13 protein-coding genes are annotated in these 12580 nt (G+C 70.6%); 2 read left to right on the forward strand and 11 right to left on the reverse strand.

The features are described from left to right. The first annotated feature begins 83 nt into the window (after window positions 1–83). A complete protein-coding gene (locus tag QTI17_RS15050) occupies window positions 84–317 on the forward strand; it encodes an addiction module protein (protein ID WP_286534070.1) in 234 nt (77 codons plus the stop codon). Continuing rightward, a complete protein-coding gene (locus QTI17_RS15055; protein WP_286534071.1) occupies window positions 314–616 on the forward strand; it encodes a type II toxin-antitoxin system RelE/ParE family toxin in 303 nt (100 codons plus the stop codon). The genes QTI17_RS15050 and QTI17_RS15055 overlap by 4 nt, the downstream gene beginning before the upstream one ends. Window positions 617–619: 3 nt before the next feature. On the opposite strand, the gene QTI17_RS15060 is transcribed toward QTI17_RS15055, so the two are convergent. The 11 genes from QTI17_RS15060 to QTI17_RS15110 all read right to left on the reverse strand — a co-directional run bounded on the left by QTI17_RS15060 (window position 620) and on the right by QTI17_RS15110 (window position 12548). After that, a complete protein-coding gene (locus QTI17_RS15060) occupies window positions 620–1483 on the reverse strand; it encodes an isocitrate lyase/PEP mutase family protein (protein WP_286534072.1) in 864 nt (287 codons plus the stop codon). After that, window positions 1473–2903: an FAD-dependent oxidoreductase gene (locus tag QTI17_RS15065; protein WP_286534073.1), complete on the reverse strand. Its 1431-nt coding sequence runs from the start codon at window positions 2901–2903 to the stop codon at window positions 1473–1475. Before QTI17_RS15065 ends, QTI17_RS15060 begins: the two co-directional genes overlap by 11 nt. Further along, on the reverse strand, window positions 2900–3511 hold the full coding sequence (locus QTI17_RS15070; RefSeq protein ID WP_286534406.1) for a cysteine hydrolase family protein: 612 nt from the start codon (window positions 3509–3511) through the stop codon (window positions 2900–2902). The genes QTI17_RS15065 and QTI17_RS15070 overlap by 4 nt, the downstream gene beginning before the upstream one ends. 82 nt (window positions 3512–3593) lie before the next feature. Continuing rightward, window positions 3594–5648: a hydantoinase/oxoprolinase family protein gene (locus QTI17_RS15075; protein WP_286534074.1), complete on the reverse strand. Its 2055-nt coding sequence runs from the start codon at window positions 5646–5648 to the stop codon at window positions 3594–3596. Next, on the reverse strand, window positions 5645–7345 hold the full coding sequence (locus QTI17_RS15080) for a hydantoinase B/oxoprolinase family protein (RefSeq protein WP_286534075.1): 1701 nt from the start codon (window positions 7343–7345) through the stop codon (window positions 5645–5647). The genes QTI17_RS15075 and QTI17_RS15080 overlap by 4 nt, the downstream gene beginning before the upstream one ends. Then, window positions 7342–7839, reverse strand: coding sequence for a LeuD/DmdB family oxidoreductase small subunit (locus QTI17_RS15085; protein ID WP_286534076.1), 498 nt, complete (start codon window positions 7837–7839; stop codon window positions 7342–7344). The genes QTI17_RS15080 and QTI17_RS15085 overlap by 4 nt, the downstream gene beginning before the upstream one ends. Next, a complete protein-coding gene (locus QTI17_RS15090) occupies window positions 7836–9125 on the reverse strand; it encodes a 3-isopropylmalate dehydratase large subunit (protein ID WP_286534077.1) in 1290 nt (429 codons plus the stop codon). The genes QTI17_RS15085 and QTI17_RS15090 overlap by 4 nt, the downstream gene beginning before the upstream one ends. Beyond that, the gene (locus tag QTI17_RS15095) at window positions 9122–10075 is read right to left on the reverse strand and encodes a tripartite tricarboxylate transporter substrate binding protein (RefSeq protein ID WP_286534078.1); all 954 of its coding nucleotides are present in this window, start codon (window positions 10073–10075) and stop codon (window positions 9122–9124) included. The genes QTI17_RS15090 and QTI17_RS15095 overlap by 4 nt, the downstream gene beginning before the upstream one ends. A 25-nt stretch (window positions 10076–10100) precedes the next feature. Continuing rightward, window positions 10101–10811 carry an ABC transporter ATP-binding protein gene (locus tag QTI17_RS15100; RefSeq protein ID WP_286534079.1) on the reverse strand — a complete coding sequence of 237 codons (711 nt, stop codon included), beginning with the start codon at window positions 10809–10811 and terminating at the stop codon, window positions 10101–10103. After that, on the reverse strand, window positions 10808–11575 hold the full coding sequence (locus QTI17_RS15105) for an ABC transporter ATP-binding protein (RefSeq protein WP_286534081.1): 768 nt from the start codon (window positions 11573–11575) through the stop codon (window positions 10808–10810). The genes QTI17_RS15100 and QTI17_RS15105 overlap by 4 nt, the downstream gene beginning before the upstream one ends. Then, on the reverse strand, window positions 11568–12548 hold the full coding sequence (locus QTI17_RS15110) for a branched-chain amino acid ABC transporter permease (RefSeq protein ID WP_286534084.1): 981 nt from the start codon (window positions 12546–12548) through the stop codon (window positions 11568–11570). Before QTI17_RS15110 ends, QTI17_RS15105 begins: the two co-directional genes overlap by 8 nt. Window positions 12549–12580: the final 32 nt, after the last annotated feature.

The following is a 12580-nucleotide window of genomic DNA, read 5'->3' on the forward strand; positions in this document are numbered from 1 at the left end:
TCCTACACCTCTGGGGGCCGCCAGTGTAGGCCGCCACTGGCCGGCCTTTTGCCAAACCGAAACGATGTGCTACTCTTTTTCACATGAACGCGCGCATCTACCAAGAGCTTCAGCACCTCAGTGCCGCCGAGAAGCGGGCACTCGGCGAAGCCTTGATCGTCAGCGCCGACAGCGAGGCCTCCGCCCCGCCCGTCACCGAGGCGCAGCGCGCCGAGCTTCGTTCCCGACTCGCGCACCATCGCGCCCATCCGGAAGAGCCCGGTGTGGGGTTCTCGCAGCTCAAAGCCAACCTGTTGAGCGACGCTCGCAAGGGATGAATTTCGAGGTTGTCTACACGCCTTGGGCGCAGCTCGAGGCGTCGGAGGCCTACGCGTGGTACGGCCAGGATCACATCCGCATGGGCGACGCCTTCATCGACGAGCTGGAACGAACGAGTACCTTTCTGGCTCGCAATCCCTTCCTCTATCCCTGCGTCGAACAAGAAATTCGGCGAGCGAATCTCGATCGATTTCCCTATTCGCTGTTCTTTGTCATCGACGACCCGAGGGTCAGTATCCTTTCCTGCTTTCATCAGCACCGAGATCCTCGGACCATGGCGGAATTCCTGGGCCTTTGAGGCTCACTCGTAGCGCTTGCCCGCCGCCATCAACTCGGGCGTCCCGATCACTTCGTTCAGCCCATCGAAATCCAGCATCCGGTCGCGCCAGGGCAGCGTCGTGCGATTCGCCTGCAGGCTTGCGTAGTAGCCCTGCAGCGTGTGCACCACCGCACGGGCCGTGCCGCCCGGGAAGATCGCGATGCGGAAGCCGTGCGCCTGCAGCGCGTCCGCGTCCTGCACCGGCGTCTTGCCGCCCTCGACCATGTTGGCCAGCAGCGGCACGCGATCGGCGAAGCGCTGGCAGGCGGCGTCCATCTGCGCGGGCGAACGCAGCGCCTCGATGAAGAGCGCGTCGACGCCGGTCTCGAGATAGGCTTGCGCGCGATCGAGCGCGGCATCGAGCCCTTCGACCGCGACCGCATCGGTGCGCGCGAGGATCAAGGTCTGCGCCGACGCGCGCGCATCGAGCGCGGCCTGGAGCTTGCCCACCATCTCGCGCACCGGCACCACGGTCTTGCCGTCGAGGTGGCCGCAGCGCTTCGGGAAACCCTGGTCCTCGATCTGGATCATCGCCGCGCCCGCGCGCTCGAAGCCGCGCACCGTCCGCTGCGTGTTGAGCGCATTGCCGAAGCCGGTGTCGGCATCGACGATCACCGGCAGGCCGACGCGCTCAGTGATGCGCGCCAGCGTGTCCTCGACCTCGGTGAAAGTGGTGAGCCCGACGTCGGAGCGCGCGAGCCGCGTGTAGGCGATCGATGCGCCCGACAGGTACAGCGCCTCGAAGCCGGCCTGCTCCGCCACCAGGGCGCTCAGCGCGTCATAGACGCCGGGCGCCAGCACGATGTCGTTGCGCGCCAGGCGCGCCTTGAATGTCTCATCGGCCATGGGAAGCCTTCCTTTCATCGAAGAGCGCGGCGGCGGTGTGCGCCGCGATGTAGCCGCCGGCGACCGCGCTCAAAAGTCCGTTGCCCGAGAGATAGCCCCAGACCGCATCGCCCGACACGCCGCCCGCGGCGCCGCCGGCGGCCAGCAGATTGGGCAGCGGGGTGCCGTCCTGGCGCAGGACCCGCATGTCGGGCCCGACGTCGAGGCCGCCTTGCGTGTGGAACAACGCACCCGTGACCTTGACCGCGAAGTACGGCGCGGCCAGTGGACGCGCGAACACACGGCCATCGCCCTGCACGGCGCCGGCGCGAAGCCCGTCGAGCGTCGATTGCAGCGTGGCCGCATCGCAGCCGATGCAGGCCGCCAGCTCGGCCATGCCGTCGCAGCGCCTGAGCGCGCCGGCCGCCTCGGCCTCGCAAAAATCGGGAAAGCCGCGCGCCAGCTCCAGCAGCGGCGCATCGAAGACATTCCAGGCGACGCCGCCCGGCTGCGCCAGCACATGCACCGCGGCTTCGGAGTAGCCCTGGGTCTCGTCGTGGAAGCGACGGCCTTCGCGGTTGAGTTGCACGCCGCCTTCCATCATCACGGCCCAGGACATCAGCGCGCCCTGCGGCGTGACCCAGGAGCCATGCCCCTGGTAACCGCCGAGGTCGCGCAGCCGCGCACCGATCGCCTCGCCCCAGAGGATGGCGCTGCCGTCATTGCCGACGTGGCCACCGAAGGCGGCCTCGGCCATCTCGGGCAGCAGCGCGCGCACCATCGCCGCATTGCCGCCGAAGCCGTTGCAAGCCAGCAGCAGCGCGTCGCAACCCAGCGTTTCCTCGCGGCCGTCGGGGCGGCGGTAGCCGACGCCGATCGCTCGGTCTGACTCATCGAGCCACAACGTGTCGACCAGGGCCTGTGTCAGCACCGGGATGCCGGCGGCTTCGACGGCCGCCTGCAAGCCGGCCATCAGGGCGGCACCGGTCTTCTGCCGCAGCGCATGCATTCGATGGACGCTGTGACCGGGATAGAGGAATCCATCGAGCACGATCCAGTCGAGGCCATGCCTGGCCTGCAGCGCGTCGAGGGCCGGGCCGACAGCTTCGGCATAGGCCGACACCAGGGCCGGCGCCGCGCGACCATGCGCCTTGGCCTGGATGTCGGCCGCGAAGCGGGCAGGACTGTCGCCATCGATGCCCTGCCGGCGCTGGGCGAGCGTGCCGGGCGCCGGAATGAAGCCCGAGGACAGCGCGGTCGATCCGCTCGGCACGGCGTCGCGTTCGAGCACCACGCATTCGACGCCCGCGTCGTGCAGCATCAGCGCCGCCGTGAGCCCGCAGGCACCGGCGCCGACGATCGCGACGCCCACCTGCATCTCGGCATCGATCCGGGACGCGCGCCGGACCCGGCGCGCCGGCGCTGCGCTCGAGACGCTCATGCCAGCCCCTGCACGAACGCCGCGCAGTCCGACACCTCGGCCACGTTGGCCATGTCGGCCAGCGAGGTCCGGTGCCGCTCCTCGCCGAACGCCGCGCAGCCGTCGGCCAGCACCAGCGTGCGGTAGTCGCGCATGTGGGCATCGCGCACTGTGCTCGCCACCCCGCCGTTGGTGACGATGCCGCACACGGCCACGGTATCGATGCCGGCGCGGCGCAGCACCCAGTCGAGCTGGGTGTTGAAGAAGGCCGAGTAGGCGACCTTGCTGACCGCCACGTCGACCAGGCCGGCCAGCGCATCGACGTTGGCCTGGCCCCAACTGCCCGGCGCGAAGTCGCCCTTGCGCAGGTACGGGCGCAGCGCCTTCAGGTGCGGCGACACCATCGGCTCGCCGGCGGCATCGGGCCACAGCGTGAACTGGCTCGCGGCGACCAGGCCGCCGACGGTCTTGAGCGCGCGCGCCACCGCCGCCACGCGGTCGGGCAGCAGCAGCGCAGGCGGGTTGCTGTCGCCGCCGCGCGCATAGGCACCGCGGGCATCGAGAAAGTCGTTCTGCAGGTCGATCACGATCAGCGCCGTGGTCGCGCCGCGGATCGGCGCCGCGGTCATGACAGCCCCCACGCTCCGCACTTCGTGTGCTCGCTGCCCCCCGAGGGGGCGCGAACTTGCTTGGGGCGGCCCGGCGCTGCGTTCATGACAGCCTCACCAGCAAATTGCCATGCGCATCGACCTCGGCATGGAAGCCGGGCTCGAGCCAGACGGTGGTGTCGGCCTGCTCGAGGATCGCCGGGCCGTCGACACGCGCGCCGACCGGCAGCGCCAGCCGCGCGAAGCGCAGCGCCTCGTGCCACTGCCCGGCGTGGAACACGCGCTGCGTGCCCAGCGGGGCGACGCTGCCCTCGCCTTCGGGCGCCAGCACGGCGAGGTCGAACTTGGGCCGCACGCCGATGCGCGCATAGCGCAGGTTCATCACGCGGATGCCGATGCCGTCGAGCACCCGGCCGAAGGCGGCGCTGTAGCTGGCCTCGAAGGCCGTGCGAATGCCTTCACGGGTCAACGCCTGTGCGGTGGCGGCCGTGAGCACCACCGGCAGCGTGTGGGTCTGGCCGGCATAGAGCATGTCGAGCGCGATCACCTCGCGCACTTCGTCGAAGCGCACGCCCGAGGAATCGAGCCGTTGCTGGCAGGACGCCGCCAGCTCGGCGATGCGCCGCGCGAGTTGCGCGACGTCGAGTTCGTCGAGCGGGCGGTTGAGGGTCTGCACCGCGTCGTGCCGCATGTCGGCGATCACGCAACCGAGCGCCGAGGTCACGCCGGGGTAGCGCGGCACGATGCCGATGGCGACGCCGACCTCTCGCATCATCGCGCACACGTGCAGCGCCCCGCCGCCGCCGAAGGGCATGTAGGCGAAGCGGCGCGGGTCGTGGCCGCGCTCGATCGACACCAGCCGGATCGCGCCGGCCATGCGCGCGTTGGCGACGGTGAGGATCGCTTCCGCCGCCTGGTGGACGTCGAGACCGAGCGGCTTCGCGACATGCGTCTCGATCGCCTCGAAGGACTTGCCCGCATCGAGCGCCGCCAGCAGTCCGCCGCCCAGCGGCCGGTCGGCGGCGATGCGGCCGAGCAGCACGTTGGCATCGGTCACGGTCGGGCGCATGTTGCCGCGGCCGTAGCAGGCCGGGCCCGGGATGCTGCCGGCCGATTCGGGACCGACCTGCAGCATGCCGCTGGCGTCGACCGAGGCGATCGAGCCGCCGCCGGCGCCGATGGTCTCGATCTGGATCATCGGCGAGCGGATCACCATGCCGAACTCGATCGCGGTCTGCGCCGCCAGCGCGGCCTCGCCGTTGGCGACCAGCGAAACGTCGAAGGAGGTGCCGCCCATGTCGCCAGTGATCGCATTCGGGAAGCCGGCCGCCCGGGCGATCGCCGCGCAGGCGATCACGCCGGCCGCCGGGCCCGACAGCGCGGTGCGCACGGGCAGGTCGCTGGCGGTCTGGCGCGACATCACGCCGCCGTTGCTCTGCACCACCAGCAGTTCGCCGTCGAAGCCCTGGCCGCGCAGGTCGGATTCGAGCCGTTCCAGATAGCTGCCGACCACCGGCTGCAGCGCCGCATTCAGCGTGGCGGTCGAGCAGCGCTCGAATTCGCGGATCTCGGGCAGCACTTCGCAGGCCGAGGTGACATGGGCGTTGGGCCACAGTTCGCGCACCGCCGCGACCGCCAGCCGCTCGTTCTCAGGATTGGCGTAGGTATTGATGAAGAACACGCACACCGCCTCGCAGCCGGCCTGCAGCAGCGCGCGGGCTTCGGCGCGGACCTGGTCGAGGTCGACCGGCGTATGGAGCGTGCCGTCGGCCAGCACGCGCTCGTCGACCTCGCGCCGCAGGTCGCGCGGCACCACCGGCACGAAGCTGCCGCGCAGGCCCCAGGTCTGGGGCCGGTCGCGCCGGCGCATCTCGAGCACGTCGCGAAAGCCCCGCGTGGTGATGATGCCGGTGCGCGCCACCTTGCGTTCGAGCAGCGCGTTGGTGCCGACCGTGGTGCCGTGCACGATGGTGGCGATGGCGGCGGCCGAGTCGGCCACGCGGGCCACGCCGTTCATGAATCCGCGGGCTTCCTCGCCGCGGGTCGACGGCACCTTGACGATGCGCGCCGTGCCGTTCGACTCGTCGAGCACGAACAGGTCGGTGAAGGTGCCGCCGACATCGACGCCGACGACCAGGGATTGGCTTGGGGAAGTCATTCGGAAGCTTTCTTGGTTGCATCGGCGGCGGCGCTGACATAGCCCATGGCCAGGTCGCGCTCGCGCTGCTCGGGCGCACGCTCGGCGGCGCTGCCCCAGCCGCCGCCGCCGGGGGTTTCGAGGCGCACGCGCTGGCCGCGAAAGAGCTGGATGCCACGCATCTTCGACACCATCGGCGGCTCGTGCCAGGCGCCGTCGTTCTCGTAGCGGAAGACGTTCACTGCGCCGGCACCGCCGCCCGCGATGCCCTTGGGCGGCGAGGTGCCGCGCTCGCCGAAGACGAAGGCTTCGGCTTCCTGCTCCAGCAGTTCGATCTCGTAGACCGCGCCGAGCCCGCCGCGATGGCGGCCATCGCCGCCCGAATCGGCGCGCAGCGACCATTCGGTGAAGCGCACCGGGTAGGCTGCCTCGAGGATTTCGAGCGGCGGGATGGTGGCGGTGGAGATCGGCGCGTTGCCGTGCGAGAGCCCATCGCCGCCGGCATGGCCACCATGCCCGCCGCCGAAGAAGCTGAACATCACCCAGCGCTGGCCCTCGCGCCCGGCGTCACTGCGGTGGCCCGCGATCGACAGCGCGTTGATGGTGCCGTAGGCCTGCGCCACCGCGCGCGTCGGATCGGCCTGGGCGGCGGCGCTGAAGATCACGTCGATCATGCGCAGGATGGTCTCGGTGTAGCCGCCGACCGGCCGCGGCCGTTCGGCGCTGATCACGAGGCGGTCTGGCAGGACGAAGTCCACCGCATCGAGCACGCCGGCATTCGCCGGCACGTCCGGGAACAGGTGCTTCAGCGCCACGTAGCAGGCCGCGATCGCTGTCGCGCGCGAGATGTTCACCGGCCCCGCGCACTGCGGCGAGGTGCGCGAGAAGTCGAGCAGCAGCCGGTCGCCGGCCACCGTCATGTCGAGCGCGATGGTGAGCGGCTCGTTGACGATGCCGTCGTTGTCGAGCACGTCCTCGAAGCTGTAGCGGCCGTCGGGCAGCGAGGCGATGTGCGAGCGCATCAGGCGCAGCGCGCGGCTGCGCAGCTCGCCCATGGCCTGCAGCACGGGCGCGTCGCCGTACTCGTCGAGCAGGCCGTGCAGTCGCCTGGCGCCGAGTTCGAGCGCGGCGAGCTGGCCGTTGAGGTCGCCCCAGAGACTTTCGGGCAGCCGCGTGTTGGCGCGCAGGATCGCCAGCACATCTTGGTCGAGCACGCCGTCGCGCACGATGCGCACCGGCGGGATCTGGACCGCCTCCTGCCAGCACTCGGTGGCGGCCGGGTTGTAGTTGCCGGGCACCGCGCCGCCGACATCGTGCCAGTGGGCGGCCGAGGCCATGTAGCAATAGAGCCGGCCGTCGCGGAAGAAGGGCCGCACCAGCTTGAAGTCGTTGGCGTGCGTGCCGCCGTCGTAGGGGTCGTTGCTGATCCAGATGTCGCCATCCTTCATGCCGCCGCGCGGCGCGGCGGCGGCGGCTGTGGCGCGCACCGCGAAGGCCATCGCGCCGACGAACACCGGCAGGCCCGACTTGCCCTGCACCAGCGTGTCGCCGCTGTCGGCGTCGTAGAGGCCGTGGCAGGCATCGTGGGCCTCGGCAATGATGGGATTGAAGGCGCTGCGGTAGAGCGTCGCATCCATCTCGTCGGCCACCTGTTCGAGGCGGCCGCGCAGCACCGCGAGCGTGACCGGGTCCATCGGGGTCGGGGGGGAGTCGTTCATGGTTGGGATCTTTCTTTGCCGAAGCGTTGCCGCAGCTGCTTCATGAGGCCGCCTGCGCGGACCATGTCCATCAGGAATCCGGGCACCGGCTCGCAGGCCAGAAGCCGGCCACCGGGCGCCACCACCGAGGGGCGCGCGGCGTCGAGAGTGACGCGGTCGCCGTCCTGCAGCGTCTCGGCCTCGGGGCAGGTCAGCAGCAGCAGGCCGAGGTTGAAGGCATTGCGGAAATAGAGCCCGCCGTACGAAGGCGCGATCACCGCCGCCACGCCCAGGTGCACCAGCACCGCGGCCGCCTGCTCGCGCGACGAGCCGATGCCGAAATTCGGCCCGGCCACGATCAGGTCGCCGGACCGCACCTCGCGGGCGAACTCGGGCCGCACGGCTTCGAGGCAATGGCGGGCGATGACGTCGATGCCGTGCTTCATCGCATGGCCCGGCGCCAATGCGTCGGTGTCGACATCGGCGCCGAGGCGCCAGACGCGGTGCGCCGTCATGCCAGCACCTCGCGCGGGTCGGTGACGCAGCCGCGCAGCGCCGCCGCAGCCACGGTGTACGGCGAGCCCAGGTAGACCTGCGCCGTGGGCGAACCCATGCGGCCCTTGAAGTTGCGCGCCGTGGTCGAGATCACGGTGATGTCGTCGCCCATCGGGTCGCCGTAGCCCGAGCAGGCGCCGCAGGCGGTGGGAAAGAGCTCGGCGCCGGCGTCGAGCAGGGACTGCAGCACGCCCTCGTCGCGCGCCCGCTGTTGGTCCTGCAGGCTGGCCGGCGCGACGATCAGGCGCACGCCGGCCGCCACCTTGTGGCCACGCAGCACCTGGGCCGCGGCCCGCAGGTCCTCGAGCTTTGCGCCGGTGCAGGCGCCGACATAGGCGACGTCGATCGGCGTGCCGAGGTAGTGGCTCACGCCGTGCGCGTTGGCCGGGCTGTGCGGCGCCGCCACATAGGGTTCGAGCGCCGATGCGTCGAAGCGATGGCGCGTCAGCTCGGCGCCTTCGTCGGTGAACCAAGGCGCCGTGTCGATCGCCGGCGCGCCGGCTTCGGCAAGGAAGGCCGAGGTGGTCGCATCGGGCGCGATCAGTCCCACCTGACCACCGAGTTCGGCGCTCATGTTCGACAGCGTCATGCGCTCCTGCATCGACAGTGCCGCAACCGCCGGCCCGCAGAACTCGACCGCCTGGTAGCGCCCGCCGTTCATGCCGAAGCGCGCCAGCATGTGCAGCATCATGTCCTTGGCCGTGACGCCCGCGGGCAGCCGGCCGTCCCACCACATCTGGATCGTCTCGGGCACGCGCAGCCAGATCTCGCCGCTGACCACCACGCCGAGCATCTCGGTGCTGCCGATGCCGAACATGTAGGCACCGAAGGCGCCGCCGGTGGGCGAATGCGAATCGCCGCCCACGCACAGCATGCCGGGACGGATGTGGCCGTGCTGCGGCACCACCACGTGGCAGATGCCCTGGCTGTCGTAGACATGCGGCAGCCGCTGGTCGCGGGCCCAGTCGCGGGCGATGCGCACGATGCGGCGCGAATCGTCGTCGCGCTCGGGCACGTAGTGGTCCATCACCAGCACGATGCGCGAGCGGTCCCAGATCTGCGCCCCGAGTTCCTCCAGCATCGGCTGCAGCCGGCGCGGCCCCGAGGAGTCGTGGAACATCGCCAGGTCGACCGCGCAGGTCACGATCTCGCCGACCGCGACCGCCGCGCGGCCGCAGGCACGGGCGATGAGCTTCTGCGCCAGCGTCTGCGGCGCCGGCTGGAGGGTGACGGCCGGCGCGGTCATTCGGGCCTCGCGCCTGAATACTTGACCACCTGGGCCCAGCGCTTGATCTCGCTCTGGACGAAGGGGCCGAACTGCTCGGGCGTATTGCCGACCGCGATCACGCCCTCGCTGTCGAAGCGCTTGCGCATCGCCGGCTCGGCGATCGCCTGCCGCGCGGCATCCGCCAGGCGGCGCGTGGTTTCAGCCGGAATGCGCGCCGGCCCGAACAGGCCGAACCAGGCGCTCGATTCGTAGCCGGGCAAGGTCTCGGCGATGGCCGGAAGGTCGGGAAACTCGGGCAGGCGCTTGGCCGAAGTCACGCCCAATGCCTTCAGCTTGCCGGCCTTGATGTGCTGCTGCACGTTGCCGACCGCCGCGAACATCAGCTGCACCTGGCCCGCGAGCACGTCCTGCACGGCCGGCGCGGTGCCCCGGTACGGAATGTTCACGATGTAGACGCCCGACTGCATCTTGAAGGCCTCGCCCGCCATGTGCAGCGACGAGCCCAGCGCGCCGATGGCGAAGTTGAGCTGGCCCGGCTTGGCCTTGGCCAGCGCGATCAGCTCGCGCACGTTGTCGGCCGGCACCGACGGATGGGCGACCAGGATCGACGGCGACGTCGCGATGCAGCTCAGGGCCGTGAAGTCCTTGACCGGATCGAAGGGCAGCGTGGGATAGAGCGTCGCATTGATCGCATGGCTGGTGAAGCTCAGCAGCAGCGTGTTGCCGTCGGGCGGGGCCTTGGCGACGACCTCGGCGGCGATGTTGCCGCCGGCGCCGGGCCGGTTCTCGACGATCACGGTGCGGCCCAGCACCGGGCCCATGCCGGCCGCCAGGGTGCGGGCGATGGTGTCGGTCGAACCGCCGGCCGGCGCGCCGACCAGCAGGCGGATCGGCGTGTTGCCGATCTGGGCCCGGGCGGTGCCGGCCAGCGCCGTCACGGAGGCGATGAGGATGTCTCTGCGTTTCATGGTCTTTCCTTGTGGGGTCCCAGGCTCAGAGCCCGAGATAGGCGCGGCGCAGTTCGTCGCTGCCGAGCAGTTCGTCCGGCGCGCCCGAGAAGCGCACGCTGCCGTTCTCCAGCACGTAGGCGCGGTCGGCGATCTCCAGCGACTGGCCGACGTTCTGTTCGACCAGCAGCACCGCGAGGCCGTCGTCGCGCAGGCGCCGGATCAAGGTGAACATCTCTTCCACCAGCAGCGGCGACAGGCCCAGCGAGGGCTCGTCGAGGATCAGCAGCACCGGCTCGGCCATCAGGCCGCGGCCGATGGCCAGCATCTGCTGCTCGCCGCCGCTCATGGTGCCGGCGTTCTGCCGGATGCGCTCGCGCAGCCGCGGGAAGATGCCGAACACCTTCTCCAGGTTGCTGGCCCGGCGTTCGCGGGCCCGCGTGAACGAGCCCAGCTCGAGGTTCTCCAGCACGCTGAGGTTCGGGAACACCTTGCGGCCCTCGGGCACCTGGATCAGGCCGGCCTTGACGACCTCGCGGTAGTGGGCGCCGCTCAGGTCCTGGCCATCGAAGCGCACGCTGCCGCTCCAGGCCGGGCACAGGCCGCAGACCATCTTGTTCAAGGTCGACTTGCCGGCGCCATTGCTGCCGAGCAGCGCGACCATCTCGCCGGCATTCACCTGCAGGTCGACGCCGCGCAGCACCTCGACCCGGCCGTAACCGCCGCGCAAGCCCTTGATGTCCAGCAGCGCGGTCATGCGTTCACCCCCTTCGCCGCAGCCGCCTTGCGCAGCCGCGCCGCGGTGCCATGGCCCAGGTAGGCCTCGACCACCTTGTCGTTCGACGTCACCTCGGCCGGACTGCCTTCGGCGATCAGCTGGCCCTGCGCCAGCACCCACACATGCTCGGCCAGGTTCATCACGGCCTGCATCACGTGTTCGATCATCAGCACGGTCACGCCACCATCGGCGATGCCGCGCACCACCGGCATCATCTCGGCGATCTCCTGCGGGTTCAGGCCGGCCAGCACTTCGTCGAGCAGCAGCAGGCGCGGCTCGGTCGCCAGCGCACGCGCCAGCTCGAGCCGCTTGCGGCCGGCGACCGTGAGGTCGGAGGCCGGCTTGTCGAGCTGTGCCGCCAGGCCCACGCGCTGCGCCACCTCGTCCGCGCGCCGCAATGCCGCCGCACGGCTGCGCTCATGCAGGTGGACGCCGACCGCGATGTTCTCGCGCACGGTCTGCGCCGCGAAAGGCTTGACGATCTGGAAGGTCCGCGTCATGCCGAGCAGGGCATTGCGGTGAGGCTCGCGGCCCGTGATGTCCTGGCCCGCGAAGCGCACCGTGCCGGTGTCCGGCTTGAGGAAGCCCGACATCAGCGCGAACAGCGTGGTCTTGCCGGCGCCGTTGGGCCCGATCAGCGCGCTCAGGCTGCCTTCGGCGACGGACAGGCTGACGCCCTGCACCGCCTTCAGGCCACCGAAGGAACGGGAGATGCCATTCAGCACCAGCAGCGGTTCAGCCACGGGGACCCCCCTTCGCGGACGCCCAGAGCTGCCGCACCGAGAGCCCCAGACCGGCGATGCCGCGCGGCAGGAAGATCACGATCAGCACCAGCACCGTGCCGTAGATCACCATGTTGATGCCCGGCAGCTCGCCGAACAGGTTGCGCGTCAGGTCGGCCAGCAGATGCAGCACCACCGCACCCAGCACCGGCCCCCACAGGGTGCCGACGCCGCCGACGATGGCCCCGACCAGCGCCTCGACCGAGGTCGACGAGCCATAGGCGATGCCCGGGTCGATGTACTGGAACACCTGCACGTAGAAGGCGCCGGCGGCGCCCATGAAGGCGGCCGAGATGCCGATCGCGCCGAGCTTGACGCGGAACGGATTCACGCCCACCGCGCGCGCCGCGTCCTCGTTGTCGCGCACCGCCTGCAGCCAGGCACCGAAGCGCCCGTTGCGCAGCCACCAGGTCACCAGCAGCGCCGCGACCACGAAGGCCAGCACCACCCACAGGTAGCCGGCGCGGGTGGCGAACTGCAGGTTCGACGGCGCCTCTCGCAGGGGCAGCATCAGGCCGACGCCGCCGCCGGTGAAAGGCACCGAGAGCGCGACGATGCGAAACACCTCCGCGAAGGCCAGGGTGACCAGCGCGAAGTAGGAGCCCTTGAGCCCGTAGCGAAAGCTCAAGCCGCCGATGAACAGGCCGACCACCGCGGCACCGATCACCGCCAGCCCGAGCGCGACCCAGGCGTTGAGGCCGCCCTGCAGCTGCGCGATCGCCTGGATGTAGGCGCCGCTGCCGAAGAACAGCGCATGGCCGAAGGAGAACTGGCCGCCGAAGCCGCCGAGGATGTTCCAGGCCTGCGCGATCAAGGTGGCGTAGAGCGCCATCATCACGAAGTTGAGCGTCGCGCCCGACGCTGTGACCAGCGGCACGCAGGCCACGGCCGCGGCGAACAGCGCGATGCCCGCCAGTTGACGAGGACCGCTCATTGGGAAACCTCCGTGCTGCGCACTGCGGTGCG

Source organism: Variovorax sp. J31P179 (genome assembly GCF_030316985.1).
Lineage (GTDB): Bacteria > Pseudomonadota > Gammaproteobacteria > Burkholderiales > Burkholderiaceae_C > Variovorax > Variovorax ginsengisoli_B.